This window comes from Pseudomonas sp. B1(2018), assembly GCF_003097365.1.
GTDB lineage: Bacteria > Pseudomonadota > Gammaproteobacteria > Pseudomonadales > Pseudomonadaceae > Aquipseudomonas > Aquipseudomonas laurylsulfatiphila.
In genome coordinates this window covers 121,087-142,406 of the sequence record NZ_PYUK01000009.1, presented here as the reverse complement: position 1 = coordinate 142,406, position 21,320 = coordinate 121,087, and the positions used below count along the sequence as shown (strand labels likewise).

General features: G+C 59.9%; 19 protein-coding genes. 11 read left to right on the top strand and 8 right to left on the bottom strand.

Going from position 1 to position 21,320, the window contains the following annotated elements:
- Positions 1 to 16: 16 nt before the first annotated feature.
- Positions 17 to 667, bottom strand: a complete 651-nt coding sequence (locus C9422_RS16225) for an N-acetyltransferase (RefSeq protein WP_104447805.1) — start codon at positions 665 to 667, stop codon at positions 17 to 19.
- A 296-nt stretch (positions 668 to 963) separates the two neighbouring features.
- Between C9422_RS16225 and xthA the strand changes: the two genes are divergently transcribed.
- Positions 964 to 1,776, top strand: a complete 813-nt coding sequence (gene xthA, locus C9422_RS16215; protein ID WP_007970500.1) for an exodeoxyribonuclease III — start codon at positions 964 to 966, stop codon at positions 1,774 to 1,776.
- 197 nt (positions 1,777 to 1,973) lie between these two features.
- On the top strand, positions 1,974 to 3,314 hold the full coding sequence (locus C9422_RS16205; RefSeq protein ID WP_116581333.1) for a substrate-binding domain-containing protein: 1,341 nt from the start codon (positions 1,974 to 1,976) through the stop codon (positions 3,312 to 3,314).
- Between the two features lie 113 nt (positions 3,315 to 3,427).
- On the opposite strand, the gene C9422_RS16200 is transcribed toward C9422_RS16205, so the two are convergent.
- The gene (locus tag C9422_RS16200; RefSeq protein WP_095966522.1) at positions 3,428 to 4,657 is read right to left on the bottom strand and encodes an acyl-CoA dehydrogenase; all 1,230 of its coding nucleotides are present in this window, start codon (positions 4,655 to 4,657) and stop codon (positions 3,428 to 3,430) included.
- 165 nt (positions 4,658 to 4,822) lie between these two features.
- Between C9422_RS16200 and C9422_RS16195 the strand changes: the two genes are divergently transcribed.
- The 3 genes from C9422_RS16195 to C9422_RS16185 all read left to right on the top strand — a co-directional run bounded on the left by C9422_RS16195 (position 4,823) and on the right by C9422_RS16185 (position 7,358).
- The gene (locus tag C9422_RS16195; protein WP_116581332.1) at positions 4,823 to 5,758 is read left to right on the top strand and encodes a LysR family transcriptional regulator; all 936 of its coding nucleotides are present in this window, start codon (positions 4,823 to 4,825) and stop codon (positions 5,756 to 5,758) included.
- 149 nt (positions 5,759 to 5,907) lie between these two features.
- A complete protein-coding gene (locus tag C9422_RS16190; RefSeq protein ID WP_007980992.1) occupies positions 5,908 to 6,309 on the top strand; it encodes a MerR family DNA-binding transcriptional regulator in 402 nt (133 codons plus the stop codon).
- A 149-nt stretch (positions 6,310 to 6,458) separates the two neighbouring features.
- Complete coding sequence (locus tag C9422_RS16185) at positions 6,459 to 7,358, top strand: hydroxymethylglutaryl-CoA lyase (RefSeq protein ID WP_116581331.1); 900 nt, start codon at positions 6,459 to 6,461, stop codon at positions 7,356 to 7,358.
- Positions 7,359 to 7,982: 624 nt separating this feature from the next.
- On the opposite strand, the gene C9422_RS32400 is transcribed toward C9422_RS16185, so the two are convergent.
- From C9422_RS32400 to C9422_RS16170, 3 genes are all read right to left on the bottom strand, one after another.
- A complete protein-coding gene (locus C9422_RS32400) occupies positions 7,983 to 8,474 on the bottom strand; it encodes a M15 family metallopeptidase (RefSeq protein ID WP_218279151.1) in 492 nt (163 codons plus the stop codon).
- Between the two features lie 10 nt (positions 8,475 to 8,484).
- The gene (locus C9422_RS32395) at positions 8,485 to 8,817 is read right to left on the bottom strand and encodes a hypothetical protein (RefSeq protein ID WP_218279150.1); all 333 of its coding nucleotides are present in this window, start codon (positions 8,815 to 8,817) and stop codon (positions 8,485 to 8,487) included.
- A gap of 208 nt (positions 8,818 to 9,025) precedes the next feature.
- The gene (locus tag C9422_RS16170; protein WP_116581330.1) at positions 9,026 to 10,720 is read right to left on the bottom strand and encodes an AMP-binding protein; all 1,695 of its coding nucleotides are present in this window, start codon (positions 10,718 to 10,720) and stop codon (positions 9,026 to 9,028) included.
- Between the two features lie 294 nt (positions 10,721 to 11,014).
- Here C9422_RS16170 and C9422_RS16165 point away from each other — a divergent pair, with 294 nt between their 5' ends.
- The 4 genes from C9422_RS16165 to C9422_RS16150 all read left to right on the top strand — a co-directional run bounded on the left by C9422_RS16165 (position 11,015) and on the right by C9422_RS16150 (position 16,765).
- Complete coding sequence (locus tag C9422_RS16165) at positions 11,015 to 12,178, top strand: isovaleryl-CoA dehydrogenase (RefSeq protein WP_102674656.1); 1,164 nt, start codon at positions 11,015 to 11,017, stop codon at positions 12,176 to 12,178.
- Positions 12,179 to 12,275: 97 nt separating this feature from the next.
- Positions 12,276 to 13,880: a carboxyl transferase domain-containing protein gene (locus C9422_RS16160; protein WP_116581329.1), complete on the top strand. Its 1,605-nt coding sequence runs from the start codon at positions 12,276 to 12,278 to the stop codon at positions 13,878 to 13,880.
- 117 nt (positions 13,881 to 13,997) lie between these two features.
- The gene (locus C9422_RS16155) at positions 13,998 to 14,810 is read left to right on the top strand and encodes a gamma-carboxygeranoyl-CoA hydratase (RefSeq protein ID WP_116581328.1); all 813 of its coding nucleotides are present in this window, start codon (positions 13,998 to 14,000) and stop codon (positions 14,808 to 14,810) included.
- Positions 14,810 to 16,765 carry an acetyl/propionyl/methylcrotonyl-CoA carboxylase subunit alpha gene (locus C9422_RS16150; protein ID WP_116581327.1) on the top strand — a complete coding sequence of 652 codons (1,956 nt, stop codon included), beginning with the start codon at positions 14,810 to 14,812 and terminating at the stop codon, positions 16,763 to 16,765. Before C9422_RS16155 ends, C9422_RS16150 begins: the two co-directional genes overlap by 1 nt.
- A 39-nt stretch (positions 16,766 to 16,804) precedes the next feature.
- Here C9422_RS16150 and C9422_RS16145 read toward each other — a convergent pair whose 3' ends face one another.
- On the bottom strand, positions 16,805 to 17,452 hold the full coding sequence (locus C9422_RS16145) for a LexA family transcriptional regulator (protein WP_116581326.1): 648 nt from the start codon (positions 17,450 to 17,452) through the stop codon (positions 16,805 to 16,807).
- Positions 17,453 to 17,581: 129 nt separating this feature from the next.
- Between C9422_RS16145 and C9422_RS16140 the strand changes: the two genes are divergently transcribed.
- Together C9422_RS16140 and C9422_RS16135 are read left to right on the top strand one after the other, a co-directional pair.
- Positions 17,582 to 17,923 (top strand): DUF6124 family protein, encoded by a 342-nt coding sequence (locus C9422_RS16140; protein WP_007981011.1) that lies wholly within the window; start codon positions 17,582 to 17,584, stop codon positions 17,921 to 17,923.
- 486 nt (positions 17,924 to 18,409) lie between these two features.
- The gene (locus C9422_RS16135; protein ID WP_116581325.1) at positions 18,410 to 19,561 is read left to right on the top strand and encodes a M14-type cytosolic carboxypeptidase; all 1,152 of its coding nucleotides are present in this window, start codon (positions 18,410 to 18,412) and stop codon (positions 19,559 to 19,561) included.
- 102 nt (positions 19,562 to 19,663) lie between these two features.
- Here the strand turns inward: C9422_RS16135 and C9422_RS16130 are convergent, their stop codons facing one another.
- Complete coding sequence (locus tag C9422_RS16130; RefSeq protein WP_116581324.1) at positions 19,664 to 20,209, bottom strand: cytochrome b; 546 nt, start codon at positions 20,207 to 20,209, stop codon at positions 19,664 to 19,666.
- Complete coding sequence (locus C9422_RS16125; RefSeq protein ID WP_116581323.1) at positions 20,206 to 21,291, bottom strand: catalase family peroxidase; 1,086 nt, start codon at positions 21,289 to 21,291, stop codon at positions 20,206 to 20,208. Before C9422_RS16125 ends, C9422_RS16130 begins: the two co-directional genes overlap by 4 nt.
- Positions 21,292 to 21,320 lie beyond the last annotated feature (29 nt).

Genomic DNA, 21,320 nt, shown 5'->3' with positions numbered 1-21,320 from the left:
AAAGAAAGTTCGTGGTCTAAGCCGTTGCTGTTTGTAACACCTGGGGATTGGGGTGAAAAAACACGTGCTCACGAACCGGCCCTACGGCGACTTCACCGATTTCCTCATAGCCCTGACGCTTATAGAACTCCAGATAACGAGGATTCCCGGTGTCGAGGATCACGCCCTGTGAGTTTTCATCCACCGCGCACCAGTTGTGCACGGCTTGCAACAGTTGCTCGCCGAAATGCTGCCCCTGGAACTGCGGGTGAACCCCCAGCAACGGCAAGACGTGTACCGAGTCGTTCGGCACGCAGGCCTCCACGGCAGCGTGATACTCCAGATAGCGACGGGTGCAGCGAAATCCCGTACTGAGCACCATGCGCAGGCGCCACGCCCAGCTTTCGGTGACCCCAAGTCGACGCTGCGGCGGCGCGATCAGGGCGATGCCGATCAGGCGGTCGTTGACCAGCAGACCGATGGCCGGCAGGTCCTGGAGAAAATGCTGGGTCACCAGTTCGCGCACCGTGGCGCGAACCCGCTGTTCGTAACCGGGGCGTTCAGCTTCGAACAGATAGCCGAAGGTCGGTTCGTGTCGATAAGCCTGGTACAGCAGCGAACGGGCTTCACGGGCGTAGCCGCTGTCGAGCATGTGAATATCGGCGATGGCGGTCGAGGTTTCGGGCATGACGGTTGATCTCCCCGGCACAGCTCGGATGGCTGCGCTCTTGTTGTTACGAGCGGATCGGCGCTGACACAGTTCCTTACAGATCCGCAATCAGTGTAGGCAATGAAATAGCCTTCGCGAGCAAGCCCGCTCCCACAAAAGCAAAGTCAGGCACATAACCTGTGGGAGCGGGCTTGCTCGCGAAGAGGCCATCACTGCCCACACAAGGCTGACTGGCAAAACTCAAACCCCTCACCCCGCACTGGCCCGATTCCCCCATGTCAGCTAGCATCGCCCTTTTGCCAGGACTGCCGACCATGAAGATCGTCTCCTTCAACATCAACGGGCTGCGCGCCCGTCCCCATCAGCTGGCGGCGCTGATCGAAAAGCACCAGCCCGATGTGATCGGCTTGCAGGAAACCAAGGTCCACGACGAGCAATTCCCGCTGGCCGAGGTGCAGGCGCTGGGCTACCATGTGTATTTCCACGGGCAAAAAGGCCATTACGGCGTCGCCCTGCTCTCGCGCCAGGAGCCGCTGGCCCTGCATAAAGGTTTCGCCACCGACGAAGAAGATGCCCAGCGGCGTTTCATCTGGGGCACCTTCGCCGACGCCAACGGTGTCCCGGTCACCATCATGAACGGTTATTTCCCACAGGGCGAAAGCCGCGACCACCCGACCAAATTCCCGGCCAAGGAGCGTTTCTACGGCGACTTGCAGCAATTGCTGGAAAGCCAGTTCAAGAACGACCAGCCGCTGGTGGTGATGGGCGATGTGAACATTTCCCCGGAAGACTGCGACATCGGCATCGGCCCGGACAACATGAAGCGCTGGCTGAAGACCGGCAAATGCAGCTTCCTGCCGGAAGAGCGCGAGTGGATGGCCCGCCTGAAGAACTGGGGCCTGGTCGACAGTTTCCGTCACCTGAACCCGGACGTGACCGACACCTTCAGCTGGTTCGACTACCGCAGCCGTGGCTTCGAAGACGAACCCAAGCGCGGCCTGCGCATCGATCTGATCCTCGCCTCCCACGGCCTGCTACCGCGGGTGAAGGCCGCCGGTGTGGACTACGAACTGCGCGGCATGGAAAAACCTTCGGACCATGCGCCGATCTGGCTTGAGTTGAGCTGATCCAGGACCAACCACAATCCCCTGTGGGAGCGAGCTTGCTCGCGATGAGGGAGTGTCAGTCGACATCATTGTCACTGAACCACCGCTATCGCGAGCAAGCTCGCTCCCACAAGGGACCATCACTGCAACCTGTCATTTTTCGGAAACCTTACTGACTTAATCTCCCGGCACCTCCTTTGGCTATATAAGGTGCCGGCATGATGCTGCGCGTGTTGTTCCTGTTGATGCTATGCCTCGGCTTGCCACACCTGGCGGCTGCCGGCAATTTGCCGACATCCGGACAAAGCCCGGTGCTGCGCATTCAGGGCTCCAACACCATCGGCGCGGCCCTGGGACCGGCGCTGGTCGAGGGCCTGCTGGGCGAACAGGGCCTGCGCAGGATTCACCGCGAAACCCTGGCCACCGCCAACGAACTGCGCATCGTGGGTGAAACCGATCAGGGCAGCCGGGTTGTCGTAGAAGTCGCAGCCCACGGTTCGAGCACTGGTTTTGCCGCCCTGAAAACCGCCAATGCCGACCTCGCCGCCTCTTCGCGCCCGATCAAGGACAGCGAACGGGTGAGCCTTGCATTCCTGGGCGATCTGAAAAGCCCGGGGGCTGAACAAGTCATCGCCATCGATGGCCTGGCGATCATCCTTCACCCGGACAATCCGCTGACTCAACTCGGTACCGAGCAACTGGCGCGCATTTTCAGTGGCGAAGTCAGAACCTGGGAAGACATCGGCGGCCGCGGCGGGCCGATTCACCTGTATGCGCGGGATGATCAGTCCGGTACCTACGACACCTTCAAGGAACTGGTCCTGAGTGATCGCGGGAAAAATCTCAGCAGCACGGCGAAACGTTTTGAATCCAGTGAACAACTGTCCGACGCCGTGAGTGCAGACCCACAAGGCATTGGTTTTATCGGCCTGCCCTACGTGCGCCAGGCCAAAGCCGTGGCGATTGTCGATGGGCAATCACAAGCCATGCCGCCACTGAACAACCTGATTGCCACGGAAGACTATCCGCTGTCCCGCCGACTGTTTTTCTATCTGCCGCCGAGCGCAAAGAACCCTTGGGCCGATGCGCTGGTGGCGTTCGCCCAAAGCAGTAAAGGGCAAGCGATTGTCGCCGCCAACGGTTTCATCGCCCAGACCGTCCAGGCCATGAGCGTGACACCCAATGCGTTGATGCCCGAGGGTTATCAGGCCCTCAGCCGTCATGCGCAGCGTTTGTCGGTCAACTTTCGTTTCGAGGAAGGCAGCGCAACGCTGGACAACAAGGCGCAACAAGACTTGTCCCGGGTGCTCGACTATATAAAGCAGCACGACAAAACCAATGGCCAGGTAACACTGGTGGGCTTTGGCGATGCCAAGAGCGACCCGGCGCGAGCCGATCTGTTGTCGAAGCTGCGGGCCATGGCAGTGCGGCGGGAGTTGGTGAAAAGCGGTGTGGTGTTTCGCGAGATTCGCGGGTTTGGAGCGCAGATGCCGGTGGCGGCCAATAGCGCCGATGAGGGGAGGATCAAGAATCGGCGGGTTGAGGTTTGGGTGTATTGAATCTGATGTTGCTGCGTTGAATGGAATGACGCCTTCGCGAGCAAGCCCGCTCCCACAGGGATCACACTGAGCCTGTGGGAGCGGGCTTGCTCGCGAAGAACGATGACGCGGTATTACTGCCCGCTACGCATCATCTCTTTCGGCACATACTTGCCGATTTCGAATTTGCCGATCGCCGCACGGTGCACTTCGTCCGGGCCGTCGGCCAGGCGCAGGGTGCGTTGCATGGCGTACATGTAGGCCAGCGGGAAATCGTTGGAAACCCCTGCCCCGCCATGGATCTGGATCGCCCGGTCGATCACCCGCAATGCAACGTTCGGCGCAACGACCTTGATCTGCGCGATCTCGCTGCGGGCCACTTTATTGCCAACGGTGTCCATCATGTACGCCGCCTTCAGTGTCAGCAGGCGTGCCATGTCGATTTCCATCCGCGAATCGGCGATCTTGTCGACGTTGCCGCCCAGGCGTGCCAGGGGCTTGCCGAATGCCGTACGGCTCACCGAGCGCTTGCACATCAGTTCCAGTGCGCGCTCGGCCATGCCGATCGAACGCATGCAGTGGTGAATCCGGCCCGGGCCAAGGCGACCTTGAGCGATTTCGAAGCCGCGTCCTTCGCCCAGCAGGACGTTTTCGTACGGCACCCGGACGTTTTCGAACAGCACTTCGGCGTGACCATGGGGCGCATCGTCGTAACCGAACACCGGCAGCGGGCGCACAATCTTCACGCCTGGGGTATCGACCGGCACCAGAATCATCGAGTGCTGGGCGTGGCGTGGCGCGTCCGGATTGCTCAGTCCCATGAAAATCAGGATTTTGCAGCGTGGGTCGCAAGCACCCGAGGTCCACCATTTCTTGCCGTTGATCACCCACTCGTCGCCATCGCGCACCGCACGGGCGGCCATGTTGGTGGCGTCCGAGGACGCCACGTCCGGTTCGGTCATGGCGAATGCCGAACGGATCTCGCCGCGCAGCAAGGGTTCGAGCCAGCGTTGCTTCTGCTCTTCGTTGGCGTAACGCACCAGCACTTCCATGTTGCCGGTGTCCGGTGCCGAGCAGTTGAACGGCTCTGGCCCCAGCAACGAGCGGCCCATGATTTCCGCCAGCGGCGCGTACTCGAGGTTGGTCAGACCGGCACCGAGCTCAGACTCAGGCAGAAACAAATTCCACAGCCCTTCAGCCTTGGCCTTGAGTTTGAGTTCTTCCATGATCGCGGTCGGCTGCCAGCGGTCGCCCTCGGCGACCTGGCGCTCGAACACGGCTTCGGCGGGATAAACGTAGGTGTCCATGAACGCTGTTACGCGCTCACGCAGTTCCTGAACCTTGGGCGAATAAGCGAAATCCATGAGCGAGATACCTTCTTGGGGGAGGTTGTTTAGATCATGCAATCGATGCTAGAACAGCCATGAAAATTTACCTAGCCTATTCTCGGCGTGTATAAACATTCATCACCGATATATGATCGGCTGATCGTCAAGGTCAGCCCGCCCACACAATAAGAGAGCCGCGTAATGAATCTGAGCAAGGTCGATCTCAACCTTTTCATCGTCTTCGACGCGATCTATACCGAAGCCAACCTGACCCGCGCCGGGCAGATTGTCGGCATCACTCAACCGGCGGTGTCGAACGCTCTGGCCCGCCTGCGCGAGACCTTCAACGACCCGCTGTTCGTACGCACGGCCCAGGGCATGGTGCCGACGCCCATGGCGCAGAACATCATCGGCCCGGTGCGCAATGCGCTCTCGCTGCTGCGGGTGTCGGTGCAGGAAAGCCGCATTTTCAACCCGCAGCAAGCGGTCAAGACCTATCGCATCAGCATGACCGACCTCACAGAAGCGGTAATCCTGCCGCCGCTGTTCCAGCGTCTGCGCCGCCTGGCACCGACGGTGATCATCGAGAGTTTTCTGTCCAAACGCCGCGAGACCACCAAGGAACTGGCGGCCGGCCGCCTGGACTTTGCCGTCGATGCGCCGCTCAACACCGACCCGCAGGTGCGTCACGTCAAGTTGATGGAAGACCGCTACGTGTGCGCCATGCGCAAAGGGCATCCGCTGGCGGGCAAGGAAAAACTCACGCTGGATGATTACCTCAGCCTGACCCACATCCATATTTCCAGTCGCCGCAGCGGCCTCGGCTATGTCGACCTGGCGCTGGGCAAGGTGGGCATCCAGCGCAAGATCGCCCTGCGTTCCCAACATTACCTGATGGCCTCGCAGGTGTTGCAGCAGACGGACATGGTCATGACCGTGCCGGAACGCTTCGCCCGCCGCAACGACCTGCACGCCTTTTATCTGCCGGTCAACGATGTGCCGCCGGTGGAAACCCACCTTTACTGGCACGAAAGCACTGACCAGGACCCGGCGAACCGCTGGATGCGCGAGCAGATGATCGAGCTGTGCCAACAGGTGACGGCGCAGGAGAAGAAGCTGGACAAGCAGCCGGTTTGAGAAAAATCAAAAGATCGCAGCCTGCGGCAGCTCCTACAGGGTGAATACAAATCCGAGGTAGGAGCTGCCGCAGGCTGTGATCTTTTCTCCCTTGACGTAAACGTCAACCTGCCATTAGCTTAGCGCCATGACCTTTTGCGAGCGCTTCCATGAGCAGCCAGACCTACAGCATTTCCGACCTCGCCCGCGAGCTCGACATCACCACCCGCGCCATTCGCTTTTATGAGGAGCAAGGCCTGCTCAGCCCCGAGCGCCGTGGCCAGGAACGCATTTACTCGCCCCGGGACAAAGTCAGCCTGAAGCTGATCCTGCGGGGCAAACGCATCGGTTTCTCGCTGGCTGAATGCCGCGAGCTGATCGAGCTTTACGATCCGTCCAGCGGTAACACCAAACAGTTGCACAGCATGCTGGCGAAAATCAGCGAGCGCCGTGAGCAGCTTGAACAACAGTTGCTGGACATCGAACAGATGAAACTGGAACTGGATACTGCCGAAGAGCGCTGCGTACAGGCGCTGGAGCAGACGCTCAAAAGCCAGGAATCAATTCAGTAAATCCACACCGCCCCCTGTAGGAGCGAGCCTGCTCGCGATGGTCGTTAACGATAACGCGTGTTTGCTGGATAAACGCGGTGCCTGAGAACCCATCGCGAGCAGGCTCGCTCCTACAGGGTTCTCCGAACAATCAGCACAGGTCGAAGCCCATGTCCCTCCCCTCCCACGTACGCATTGTCGAAGTCGGCCCGCGCGACGGCCTGCAAAACGAAGCCCAACCCATCAGTGTTGCCGACAAGGTGCAACTGGTCGATGCACTGACCGCAGCCGGGCTCGGCTATATAGAAGTCGGCAGTTTCGTGTCGCCCAAGTGGGTGCCGCAGATGGCCGGCTCCGCCGAGGTTTTCGCGCAGATCCAGCGCAAACCGGGTGTGGTCTATGGCGCGCTCGCTCCCAACCTGCGCGGTTTCGAAGATGCCCTCGCCGCCGGGGTGAAGGAAGTGGCCGTGTTCGCCGCAGCGTCCGAGGCGTTTTCCCAGCGCAATATCAATTGCTCGATCAGCGAAAGCCTGGAGCGTTTCGCGCCGATCATGGAGGCCGCCAGACAACAGGGGGTGACCGTGCGCGGGTACGTGTCCTGCGTGCTGGGGTGCCCCTATGAAGGTCACGTCCCCCCGGAACAAGTCGCTTTGGTCGCTCGCGAACTCTATGCCATGGGCTGCTACGAGGTCTCGCTGGGGGACACCATCGGTACCGGCACCGCTGGCGCGACCCGGAAAATGTTCGAAGTGGTAGCAAAGGATGTACCCCGTGAAAAGCTCGCCGGGCACTTCCACGACACCTACGGCCAGGCCGTGGCCAACATCTACGCCAGCCTGCTGGAAGGTATCTCGGTGTTCGACAGCTCCATCGCCGGTCTCGGCGGCTGCCCCTATGCCAAGGGCGCCAGCGGCAACGTCGCAACCGAGGATGTGGTTTACCTGCTGAACGGCCTGGGTATCGACACCGGAATCGACCTCGACGCCCTGATGCTCGCCGGTCAACAGATTTGCACCGTGTTGGGTCGCCCTACCGGTTCCCGCGTGGCCAGGGCCCGCAGCGCCCAGTGAGTGGGTTGAGTGTGTCAGGGTGTTACCGCGCCGACTCAAACGTGGGCACAAGCGAGTAACACGGAAACAAAATGTAGGGTTTTGCCTGAGGCGAAAAACCCTACAAAACCGCAAAGCATTGATTTTAAAGGCTTTTAAAAAGTTGGCACGTCTCCTGCTATATCTATCGCATAACAAGAATAAAAAAATTGCGGCAACCCTAATAAAAACAAGACGTAACGACTCTGACATAACAAAAACAACACGGCAGAGACGCAGCTAACAGATTTTTTTGGAGAAGATGTGCTTTTCAGGGTGCTTTTCGAAGTGACCCGCGGCCAGACAGAGAATAATAAAACTACCTTCAGGTAGCTCCCGTACTGGTTGGATCGCTCAGCGAAAAAGCAGATCAGCGCTCAAAAAAATACGTTTGCTCTTGATCCCGGATGGGGATCGCCAAAAACAGCGGTAAAGGGCAACGGTTGCCAAAAACAAAAACAGACCGACCCTCAATAATAAAAAAAGAGCACGCGCAACGACAAATTAAAGGGGAGCTTCGGCTCCCCTTTGTGCTTCCCGGGATTCGGTTTCAGCGCCCATCGTTCGCACCCCCCCCCATCCAACAGAAATCACCAAAAGCAACGTCTACGCCTGGCGGTATGCCTCCATTGTCTGACCCACGCATCGAGCCCGACGCGCCTCTGGATCCTGCTCGTCCGAACTCTGCATGCAGTTGCGGAAGTAGGCAACATAGCCGTCGAAGTCTTTTTCCGCCTGCTCTGGAGAGACCTTTGTCAGGTGCTCGATGAAACGACGCGGTGAGACTTCGAAATGCTGATAATCAATCGGATAGTTGAAGTAACCTCCCCAATTGATAAAACCATAGTTGGCAAACACATTGACTACCGGCTCAGCAAGACCAAATCGCTCCGGTTTCTCGGGTCGAAACTGCATTCGGTTGACATAAGCACGCGCGGAAACAACCGGGTCGATCATTGCCTGAGCAGTAGGCTGGATATTAATGTAGGGATTCTGGATCGGGTTAAGATCAATCGCGGCACCGTATGCATGAAGTGACCAACTACTACCCCCGGTAATCGCCCGCCCATTGAAAGCCGAAGTATTATTATCGGCCATGGAGGCGCCATCATTCCCCATGTAATGTTCGAGACCGCGCTATTTTCAATGGGAACGCCATATGATGAAGATCGTTGAAAATGCTTTGCACATAAGGGGCAAAGGCATCCAGCACAGTTATCGAGCCTTGTTCGACCCGGCCTTCGAAATTGGTGAAATCGAAGGAAACCACGCGCAATCTGTCACAGCCAACCGGGTTTTTGTCGGTAATGACATTGGTCGTCTTCATTAACTCGCACAGCTCAGGGGTGACCGGAGAAATATTGGCCTGTGCCACCTCGCTCAGTCCCACGAGCACTGCTGAACACAAAAACCCGGCCATTAATAAGTTTCTTACTTCCATGTCAGTTTTAACTCCTGTAATGACTCACACCACTTCATGTGGGCGTATCGAAACCTTACAGGGAATCCAGCAACAGGATCATCCGATCAAGTGTATGCCAACGTAAACTTGACTTTTAAAACGCAGACACTAAAAAGCCGATACGGGTATCGGCTTTATTCAGCACAGCTCTGAAACGCGTTTTTGCCCTGCGGCAACTAAACGGAGCCTACCGATTTACCTTGAGCTCCTCGATACTGATCTCGCGCATCCGGAATTTCTGGATCTTGCCGGTCACGGTCATTGGAAACTCTTCCACGAACCTGAAGTAACGCGGTGTCTTGAAGTGCGCGATGCGCTCCTTGCACCAGGCTTGCAGCTCTTGTTCGGTAGCGCTGTGACCGGGGTGGAACTTGATCCAGGCGACGATTTCTTCGCCGTAGCGCGAGCATGGAATGCCGATCACCTGAACATCCGCGACGGCCGGATGCGTGAAGAAAAACTCTTCCAGCTCCCGCGGGTAAATATTCTCACCGCCACGGATGATCATGTCCTTGTTGCGCCCGGCAATGCACACGTAGCCCTCATCGTTCATGCTCGCCAGATCACCGGTGTGCATCCAGCCTGCCTGGTCGATGGCTTCTGCGGTGCCTTCGGGGTTGTTCCAGTAACCCAGCATCACGCTGTAACCGCGAGTGCACAGCTCACCGATGGTGCCCCGCGGCACCAGGTTACCCGCTTCGTCGATGATCTTGCTTTCAAGCTGCGGCTGGGTGCGACCGACAGTGGTCACGCGCAATTCCAGGTCGTCTGAAGGACCGGTCTGCAATGACACCGGACTGGTTTCCGTCATGCCGTAGGCAATCTGCACTTCGCTCATGTGCATGTCGCTGATGACCCGGCGCATCACTTCGATAGGACAGGTTGCCCCTGCCATGATCCCCGTGCGCAGGCTCGACAGATCGAATTCGGCACGTTGCGGTTGATCGAGCATGGCGATGAACATGGTCGGCACGCCGTACAGCGCCGTGGCTTTTTCGTCAGCCACAGTGCCGAGGGTCAGTAACGGATCGAACGCGTCGTTCGGATAAATCATCGTGCTGCCATGGGTGATGCAGCCGAGGTTGCCCATGACCATGCCGAAGCAGTGATACAAGGGCACCGGGATTACCAGGCGATCGGCCGCCGTCAGGCCCAGGCTTTCACCGACCATGTAACCGTTGTTGAGAATGTTGTAGTGACTGAGGGTCGCGCCCTTGGGAAAACCGGTGGTGCCAGAGGTGTACTGGATATTCACCGGCTGATCGAAATGCAGGCTGTTCTGGCGCTCATGCAGTTGCTCGACTGTCACGCTGCCCGCCAGACCGGTCAATTGCGACCAGGGCAGGAACCCCGACGGCGGCTCGGCATCCAGGCTGATAACGCCACGCAGCTCCGGCAACCGCTCGCTTTGCAGTTTGCCGATGGATTGCTCGGCCAGCTCGGGTACCAGGCCCTGCAGCATCGCGTGATAGTTCGACGACTTGAAGGCGCCGGCACACACCAGCCATTGGCAGCCGGATTGCTTGAGTACGTATTCGAGTTCGGAACTGCGATACGCCGGATTGATATTGACCAGGATCACGCCGATTTTCGCGGTGGCAACCTGGCTGATGCACCACTGCGCACAGTTCGGCGCCCAGATACCAAGGCGGTCCCCGGCTTGCAGCCCCAGCGCCAGAAGTGCCCTGGCGTGCAGGTCCGCGGCCTCGGCCAACTGTCGCCACGTGTAACGCAGCTGTTGATGGCGCACCACCAGCGCCTCCCCGTCCGGGTACTGCGCGACCGTGTTGTCGAACGCCTGGCCGATGGTCATCGCCAGCAAGGCTTTGTCCTGGGAACCACGGGTGTAACTGCGTTGCGGGCTTGCACTGGGTTGATCCATGACGACCCCTATTGTCTTTATTTATGGGCTACCGGCGGTCCCTTGTGGGAGCGGGCTTGCTCGCGAATGCGGTGTATCAGACAACATGAATGTCGACTGACAGGACGCCTTCGCGAGCAAGCCCGCTCCCACAGGATGGGTCCGCGTTCTATCTTGAACTGGCTCTACTCTCGCTCAAGTTGACGTTAACGTAAAGGGTGATTGACAGCCATTCGTCACAGGCTTACGTTAACGTAAAGGTGAGAACCCAATCACGGCCCTCCCCCGCCCCATAAAAAAGCCAAAAGGTGACCCATGAGCTATCCATCCCTGAACTTTGCCCTCGGTGAAACCATCGACATGCTGCGCGATCAGGTCCAGTCCTTCGTCGCCAAGGAGATCGCCCCGCGCGCTGCTCAGATCGACATCGACAACCTGTTCCCCGCCGACCTGTGGCGCAAGTTCGGCGACATGGGCCTGCTGGGCATTACCGTGCCGGAAGAGTACGGCGGTGCTGGCCTGGGTTACCTGGCCCACGTGGTTGCGATGGAAGAAATCAGTCGTGGCTCGGCCTCGGTGGCCCTGTCCTATGGCGCTCACTCCAACCTCTGCGTCAACCAGATCAACCGCAACGGCAACCACGAACAGAAATCCAAATACCTGCCGAAGCTGATCAGCGGCGAGCACATCGGCGCGCTGGCCATGAGTGAGCCGAATGCCGGTTCCGACGTGGTCTCGATGAAACTGCGCGCCGACAAGCGTGGCGACCACTACGTGCTCAACGGCAGCAAGACCTGGATCACCAACGGTCCGGACGCCAATACCTACGTGATCTACGCCAAGACCGACCTGGAAAAGGGCCCCCACGGCATCACCGCCTTCATCGTCGAGCGCGACTGGAAAGGTTTCAGCCGCAGCAACAAGTTCGACAAGCTCGGCATGCGCGGTTCGAACACCTGCGAGCTGTTCTTCGATGACGTCGAAGTGCCGGAAGAAAACATCCTCGGCGTACTCAACGGCGGCGTGAAAGTGCTGATGAGCGGCCTCGACTACGAGCGCGTCGTCCTTTCCGGCGGCCCGACCGGGATCATGCAGGCGTGCATGGACCTGATCGTGCCGTACATCCACGACCGCAAGCAGTTCGGCCAAAGCATCGGCGAATTCCAGCTGATCCAGGGCAAGGTCGCCGACATGTACACCCAGCTCAACGCCAGCCGCGCCTACTTGTACGCCGTGGCCCAGGCTTGCGAGCGCGGCGAAACCACGCGCAAGGACGCCGCCGGCGTGATCCTCTACAGCGCCGAACGTGCCACGCAAATGGCCCTGGACGCGATCCAGATTCTCGGTGGCAACGGCTACATCAATGAATTCCCGGCCGGCCGCCTGTTGCGTGACGCCAAGCTGTACGAAATCGGCGCGGGCACCAGTGAGATCCGTCGCATGCTGATCGGTCGCGAACTGTTTAACGAGACGAAATGAATTTCGTCAGCTGCAAGCGGCAAGCTTCAAGCGACAAGCAGAAGCGATCCTCTTGCAGCTTGAAGCTTGCCGCTTAAAGCTGCTTACGGAGTAAGCCATGATTCTGCATACCCAGCTCAACCCCCGCTCAGCGGAGTTCGCCACCAACAGCGCGGCGATGCTCAAGCAGGTCGACGCGTTGCACACCCTGCTCGCCCAAGTGGCGCAAGGTGGCGGCCCGAAGGCTCAGGAACGCCACACCTCACGGGGCAAACTGCTGCCTCGCGAGCGCATCAACCGTTTGCTCGATCCGGGCTCGCCGTTTCTGGAGATCAGCCAACTGGCGGCGTATGAGGTGTATGGCGAAGACGTCCCCGCTGCGGGCGTGATCGCCGGGATCGGTCGTGTGGAAGGCGTCGAGTGCATGATCGTCGCCAACGACGCCACGGTGAAAGGTGGCTCGTATTACCCGCTGACCGTGAAAAAACACCTGCGCGCCCAGACCATTGCCCAGCAGAACCGTCTGCCGTGCATCTACCTGGTGGACTCCGGCGGCGCCAACCTGCCGCGTCAGGATGAAGTGTTCCCGGACCGCGAGCACTTCGGCCGGATCTTCTTCAACCAGGCCAACATGAGCGCCATGGGCATTCCGCAGATTGCCGTGGTCATGGGCTCCTGCACCGCTGGCGGCGCCTACGTGCCGGCGATGGCCGACGAAGCGATCATGGTCCGCGAACAAGCGACGATCTTCCTCGCCGGCCCGCCGCTGGTGAAGGCCGCGACCGGTGAAGTGGTCAGCGCCGAAGATCTCGGCGGGGCCGATGTGCACTGCAAGATTTCCGGGGTTGCCGACCACTACGCCGAGAGCGATGAGCATGCTTTGGCGTTGGCGCGCCGCAGTGTGGCCAACCTCAACTGGCGCAAACAAGGCGAAGTTCAGCAACGCACGCCGATCGCCCCGCTCTACGGCAGCGACGAGTTGTATGGTGTGGTGCCGGCCGATGCCAAGCAGCCGTTCGACGTACGCGAAGTCATCGCGCGTCTGGTGGATGGGTCGGTGTTCGACGAGTTCAAGGCGCTGTTCGGGACAACCCTGGTCTGCGGTTTTGCTTACCTGCACGGTTACCCGATCGCGATCCTCGCCAACAACGGCATTCTTTTCGCCGAAGCGGCGCAGAAAGGCGCGCACTTCATTGAACTGGCGTGCCAGCGCGGCATTCCGTTGTTGTTCCTGCAAAACATCACCGGCTTCATGGTCGGCCAGAAATACGAAGCCGGCGGTATTGCCAAGCACGGCGCGAAACTGGTGACGGCGGTGGCGTGCGCCAAGGTGCCGAAGTTCACGGTGATCATCGGCGGCAGCTTCGGTGCCGGCAACTACGGCATGTGCGGTCGCGCCTACGATCCGCGCTTCTTGTGGATGTGGCCAAACGCACGCATCGGTGTGATGGGCGCCGAACAGGCGGCCGGCGTTCTGGTGCAGGTCAAGCGTGAACAGGCCGAACGCAGCGGCCATGCTTTCAGTGCCGAGCAGGAAGCCGAGATCAAGCAACCGATCCTCGATCAGTACGAAGAGCAGGGTCACCCCTACTACTCCAGCGCGCGTCTGTGGGACGACGGTGTTATCGACCCGGCCCAGACCCGCGACGTACTGGCCCTGGCCTTGTCCGCGTCGTTGAACGCGCCAATCGAACCGAGCCGCTTCGGCGTGTTCCGGATGTGATTTTCTGTGGGAGCGGGCTTGTGTGGCGAGGGAGCTTGCTCCCGTTCGATTGCGCAGCAATCGTAAAATCGTTTCGCGAGCAAGCCCGCTCCCACAAGGACCGTGGAGACGGACAACATGAGCGACTTCAACACCCTCGAACTGCTGAGCGATCCAAGGGGTTTTGCGACTCTCTGGCTAAGCCGTGAAGAAAAGAACAACGCCTTCAACGCCGAAATGATCCGCGAACTGATCATCGCCCTCGACAAAGTCGCGAGCGATCCCACCCTGCGCTTCCTGATCGTGCGCGGCCGTGGCAAGCATTTCAGCGCCGGTGCCGACCTTGCCTGGATGCAGCAATCGGCCGAACTCGATTACGCTACCAACCTCGACGACGCCCGGGAACTGGCGGAGTTGATGTACAACCTGGCCAAACTGAAAGTGCCGACCCTGGCCGTGGTGCAAGGCGCAGCCTTCGGCGGAGCGCTGGGCCTGATCAGTTGCTGCGACATGGCCATCGGTGCCGATGACGCGCAGTTCTGCCTGTCGGAAGTGCGCATCGGCCTGGCACCGGCGGTGATCAGCCCATTCGTGGTGCAAGCCATCGGCGAGCGCGCGACCCGGCGTTATGCCCTGACGGCCGAGCGTTTTGGCGGGCAACGGGCACGGGAAATCGGCCTGTTGTCGGAGAGCTATGCCAGTGCCGAACTGGAGCAGAAAGTCGAACAGTGGATCGACAACCTGCTGCTCAACAGCCCGGCCGCCATGCGCGCCAGCAAGGATCTTTTGCGCGAAGTCGGCGACGGCTCATTGACCCCGGCATTGCGCCGCTACACCGAAAACGCCATCGCCCGCATCCGCGTCAGCCCCGAAGGTCAGGAAGGCCTGCGCGCCTTCCTGCAAAAACGTCCACCAAGCTGGCAAGCCGAAACCACCAAGGAGCCCCGTTGATGAGCGTACCTGTCCTCACTACTCTGCTGGTGGCCAACCGTGGCGAAATCGCTTGCCGGGTGATGCGCACCGCCAAGGCCCTGGGCCTGACCACCGTGGCCGTGCACAGCGCCACCGACCGTGACGCCCGGCACAGCCGCGAAGCCGATATTCGCGTTGACCTGGGTGGCAGCAAAGCCGCCGACAGCTATCTGCAGATCGACAAACTGATCTCCGCCGCCAAGGCCAGCGGCGCCCAGGCGATTCACCCCGGCTATGGTTTTCTGTCGGAGAACGCCGGATTCGCCCGCGCCATCGAAAACGCCGGCCTGATTTTCCTCGGCCCACCGGCCTCGGCCATCGACGCCATGGGCAGCAAGTCCGCGGCCAAAGCCCTGATGGAAACCGCCGGCGTGCCACTGGTGCCTGGTTATCACGGCGAAGCCCAGGACCTGGAAACCTTCCGCGCCGCCTGCGAACGCATCGGCTACCCGGTGCTGCTCAAGGCCACCGCGGGTGGGGGCGGCAAAGGCATGAAAGTGGTCGAGGACATCAGCCAACTGGCCGAAGCCCTGGCCTCGGCCCAGCGCGAGGCGCAATCGTCGTTCGGCGATTCGCGGATGCTGGTGGAGAAATACCTGCTCAAGCCACGTCACGTGGAAATCCAGGTGTTCGCCGACCAACACGGCAACTGCCTGTACCTCAACGAGCGTGACTGCTCGATTCAGCGCCGGCACCAGAAAGTCGTCGAAGAAGCCCCGGCACCGGGCCTGAGCCCGGAACTGCGGCGCGCCATGGGTGAAGCGGCTGTGCGCTCGGCGCAGGCCATCGGCTACGTCGGCGCCGGCACCGTCGAGTTTTTGCTGGATGCACGCGGCGAATTCTTCTTCATGGAGATGAACACCCGCCTGCAAGTCGAACACCCCGTCACCGAAGCCATCACCGGCCTCGACCTGGTGGCCTGGCAGATTCGCGTGGCGCGTGGTGAAGCGCTGCCGATGACTCAGGATCAGGTGCCGCTGGTGGGTCACGCGATCGAAGTGCGGCTGTACGCCGAAGATCCGGGCAATGACTTCCTGCCAGCGACCGGTCGTCTGGAGTTGTATCGCGAATCCGCCCCGGGGCCTGGGCGCCGGGTGGACAGCGGCGTCGAAGAAGGCGATGAGATTTCGCCGTTCTACGACCCGATGCTCGGCAAGCTGATTGCCTGGGGCGAGGATCGTGAACAGGCACGGTTGCGCCTGCTGAGCATGCTCGACGAGTTCGCCATCGGCGGCTTGAAGACCAACATCAATTTCCTGCGGCGCATCATCGGTCACCCGGCGTTCGCCGCTGCCGAACTCGATACCGGCTTCATTCCGCGCTATCAGGAACAGTTGCTGCCGGCGCCAGCGGAACTCGGCGATGAATTCTGGCATGCCGCCGCCCAGGCATTTGCCCAGAGCCAGCCGCACGCCACCCGTGCCGATGACCCGGCTTCACCGTGGGCGGCGCCTGATGGTCTGCGTGCCGGTTTGCCGAGAGAAATCACTCTGCACTTGAGTTGTGAAGGCCAGGACCGTGCGCTGACGCTGGGCGATATCAATGCCCACAGCGCGCAGCTCAGGGGCGAGCATCTGTTGACCGAGCAGTCTGGCGTGCGCCGTCAACACCGCGCGATACGCCGTGGCGAGCAGGTGTATTTGCAGTGGGATGGCGAATTGCACCGCATCGAGGCCTACGACCCGATCAGCGCCGTCGAGGCCAGCCACAGCCATCAGGGCGGGCTGACCGCACCGATGAACGGCAGCATCGTCCGCGTGCTGGTGGAGGCCGGGCAATCGGTCGAGGCCGGGGCGCAGTTGGTAGTACTGGAAGCAATGAAGATGGAGCACAGCATTCGCGCGCCCCATGCCGGGGTGATCAAGGCGCTGTATTGCCAGGAAGGCGAGATGGTCAGCGAAGGCAGCGCGCTGGTCGAACTGGAAGAAGCGTGAAATGAAGATCGGTCCTGCGCATTGCCAGGACCGATCCGATCAGAACCTGGCTATTGCCTGAACCACTACGCCGATGATTCGACATTCGTCGGCGTACAAGGCTTTCGGATACGTGGGATTGAGCGGGACCAGATAACGCTGACCGCCCTCTTCGATCAGCTTGCGGAACGTGGCTTCGGCGCTGTCCGGCCACTGGGCGATGACCAGTTTGCCAGGCACGGCTTCCACGGCCGGGTCCACCAGAATCAACATGCCTTCCGGGATGCTGATGCCATTGGGCGCGGTCATCGCGTCGCCCGCCACTCTCAACCAGAATGCCGGCCCCCGGGCGTGGTAATCGGACAGCTCATAGCGCTCCTTGCCGTACACCGGAACCTCGCCGTCGCGCACTTCGGCAGGCTCGTGCCAGTCACTGATCGGGTAGCGAAAGTACGGATTGTACTTGTGGGTCAGGGGGATCTCGTCGTCGGTTGACGCCTGCGGTTCCCGGATTACCAGCGCCACTTCGAGAAACTCCAGGCCCAGCGCCTGCAGCACCCGGTTCATGTCTTCGATGCCGGGTTCACGACGTTTGTTGAGCCAGTGGCCAATGCCGCCCTGGGACATCCCGAGGCGCTCGGCGAGTATCTCTTGAGTGATTTTGAGTTCACTCATCTTGGCCTTGACCAATTCAATCCATTTATCCATGTGCGGCACGATACGTGGGCGCCTCCGACCATCAAAACACAAATTGTAGTATTTAAATCCTCGTCACAAATACAGTACGTATTAGGATCGACTCACGGATCTGAATCTAACACGGAGCTTGCCATCGCCATGAACCCACCCGCCAATGACCTGCCGGACGTGCAAATCGACACCACCCTCACCTCATCCCTGGACTCGGCGGCGGCACAACGCGCGCTGGACTATTACTTGAAACCTGCTGTTTCGGAGGAAGTGGCCGAATCGCGTTTTTTTGATGTGAACCGCAACATCAGCGGCGAAGAGGCACTGGTCCATGCCTTGGACCTGTTGCGCTGTGCTGCCGCCACCGCGTACGAATCAGCCAGTCACCTGCAAGGCGTAAACCGTGACCTGGCGTTTTCGACGGTGCACATGATCGACATGGCCAAGGCGATGGTTGATAGATCGCTGGAAAAGTATGAAAACGCTTGAAGTGGAAGGGTAAATCGAGAGGACAGGAAAGAATTTTCCTGTCGAGCAGGCAAAAACGCTTGACCTGCAAACGAGAATGATTATTATTGCAGCAACTGGTCGCGAGATCAGTCGATGGACCAGGTGACCTTAGGTCGGTCTCCTGGACTATCTCCTCATCAGGCTAATCACGGTTTTTGACCCGGCTTTTTGCCGGGTCTTTTTTTTGCCAGTTTTTTCTGGCTTTGGCTTCAGGCTAATGAAGTCTTTGGGTGCCGCAAATTCGATGGCGCGGATGATATCAAAAGAATTCCAGTTGGCAAGAGAAGCCCGGCATCATGGGTTCAAACCAGCGACAGATAGCACTTGAGAATCAATCGCATAATCTCTAAGCTGCGTCAGCGTCAGGGAGGACGCCCCCACCTCTGCACCCCGCAATTTCCCTCGGTTTCACCCCTCTCTTGCGTGTAAAGTAGCCGCGATAAAAATCATATTCAGGACCCGATTATGACCGTGGCCAAATCCTCTTTCGACATCAGTGCCAACTTCGACAGCGGCAACATCCAAGTCATCGACATCAGCGATCCGCTCAAACCGCTTCTGGCCATTCGTCCGGACACCCGCAGTGCCCATTTCCAGTGGTTCCACTTCAAGGCCAGCGGCCTGCATGTCGGCCAGGACCACTGGTTTCGCCTGAACAATGCCAGCCAGTCCTCCTATAACAAGGCCTGGACCGGCTATCAGGCGGTGGCATCCTACGATCACGTCAACTGGTTCCGCGTACCCACCATTTTCGAAGGCGACTGCCTGCGTTTCAGCCTCGAAGCCGAACAGACCCACGCCTGGTTCGCCTACTTCGAACCCTACAGCCGCGGCCGCCACGACTGGCTGATCGAGCAGGCGCTGAGCAAGGCTGGAACCGAACTGCTGGCCACCGGCAAGAGCGTCGAAGGCCGTGACATCCAGCTGTTGCGCAAAGGCACCGGGGCCGAAGGTCGACGCAAGGTGTGGATGATTGCCCAGCAACATCCGGGCGAACACATGGCCGAGTGGTTCATGGAAGGCGTGATCGAACGCCTGGAAAAACACGACGACCCTGTGCTGAACAAACTGCTGGCCAGCGCCGACCTGTACCTGGTGCCGAACATGAACCCGGACGGCGCTTTCCACGGTCACCTGCGCACCAACGCCATGGGCCAGGACCTCAATCGTGCCTGGCAGAGCGCCAGCCAGGAAATCAGCCCGGAAGTGCTGTTCGTTCAGCAGCAGATGGAAAAGCATGGCGTCGATATGTTTCTCGACGTCCATGGTGACGAGGAAATCCCTCACGTGTTCACCGCCGGCTGCGAAGGCAATCCAGGCTACACGCCACGGATCGAAAAGCTCGAGGAGCACTTCCGCAGTCACCTGAAGCACACCACCAAAGACTTCCAGACCAAGTACGGCTACACCCGCGACGAACCGGGCCAGGCCAACATGACGCTGGCCTGCAACAGTGTCGGCCAGAAGTACGACTGCCTGTCACTGACCCTGGAAATGCCGTTCAAGGATCATGACGACCATCCGAATCCGTTGACGGGCTGGTCGGGCAAGCGGTCGAAGCAGTTGGGCAAGGATGTGCTGACCACGCTTGCCGATATGGTCGACACCTTGCGCTGATCACCCTTCAAGATCAAAAGATCGCAGCCTGCGGCAGCTCCTACATGGGAACGCGTACCCTGTAGGAGCTGCCGCAGGCTGCGATCTTTTTTCAGGAGGCGATTAACCGCGATCCTTACCCCGCAACATACTGTCCAGCACTTCATCTCGCCGCACCCAACCGTGAAACAACGCCGCCGCCAGATGCAGCAACACGGTCAGAAACAGCAGGTACGCCAGATAGCCATGCGCCTTGCGCAAAAACGCAAACACCTGCGCGTTCGTGGGCACAATCGACGGCAGCTGCAACGAACTGCTGAGCATCACCGGTTCGCCCGATGCCGAAATCATCGCCCAGCCCAGCAGCGGCAAGACCAGCATCAGTGCATACAACAAGACATGCGAAGCCTTGGCCGCCAGCGCTTGCCAACCCGGCAGGTCCGCCGGCAGCGGAGGCTGTGCGGTGGAGAAGCGCACCACCAAACGCACGATCACCAACAGCAAAATCGCGACCCCCAAGGGTTTGTGCAAATGGATCAGCCATTCATGCCGCTCGGACACCGAGGCGACCATGCCGGCACCGATAAACAGCATGGCGATGATCATCAGCGCCATCAGCCAGTGCAGCAGGCGCGCCAGCGGCGCGAAATGGTTCGGTTGGGTGCTCATTGCTGGACCTCCTGCTTGGCGGCGGGCAACTGGCTGACTTCGCTGGTGCGACGCAGGTAGGAATTGGCGTACCCGGCTGAACGAGCGGCGAGCAACGGGTCGTCGGAACCTTCGATCCCGGCAGGCAACACCAGCGGGTCGTAGTTGATGTCACGGCATTCGCCGTTGAGTTGCGGCTGAGTCTTTTCAAGCACCAGCGTGCCAGCATTCAACACCTTGCGTCCTTCGGGCCAGGCCTTGCTGGCGTCGTTCACCGGATCGCCGGGGTTGGCCAGGGTGATGTTCAGTTGCCAGCGCAACGGGCCTGCGGCGATTCGCTGGACCAGGTCTTTCTCCAGGAAATCACTGCCCTCCGGTGCCGTGGCCCCGGGTGCGTCCTGGGCCAGAGGCACCATGTTCCAGCGCACAGCCTGGCGTTGACCCGCCGCGTTGACCAGGTAGAACGCATTGACGCTGTTGTAGTTTTCGGTCACGTAACTGGCCGACGGCTTGGCGGTTTTGATCCAGGCCAGGAAAGGTGCCGCTTCCGGGTGCGAAGCAAAGAATGCGGGCACTGCCTTGGGGTCCGGCTTGCCGGTGGCCGGGTCTGGCGATTGGGCGCTTTGCAATTGGTAGAACGCCTCGGGCGTGCCCACCGGGAACACCGGCATGCTGTTCATCCCGGTGCGCCACTGCTGGCCGTTGGCCTGAGTGAAGCGCAAGGCCATGCTGCGGATCGGTACGGCACTGTCCGGCGCGTAGGGGTTACCGGCCGGCAAGGCGAAACGCCCGACCACCGGCGTCTGCGCCTCATTGAAGACCTGAGCGGTGGAATAACTGCGCGCCTCACCACTGCTTTCGAAATGCCCGATCACGCACACGCCCTTGGAATGGTTGCGGCGGAAACCCGGATGCACACCGTTGTTGGTTTCCAGCACGTTGATCAGTTTCTTCGGGGTCAGGCGCTGTGGGTCGAAGGTGCCGTTGACGTAGGCAAACGCCCCGGCCAGTGCGGCAACGACCACGGCAATGCCAGCCAGACGCAACGTCAGGCTCGCCGCACTCAAGGGTGGCCGGGTGGGCGGTGATGATCGATCTACCATGAAAGACTCCAGGGCCATCGGCCACAAGT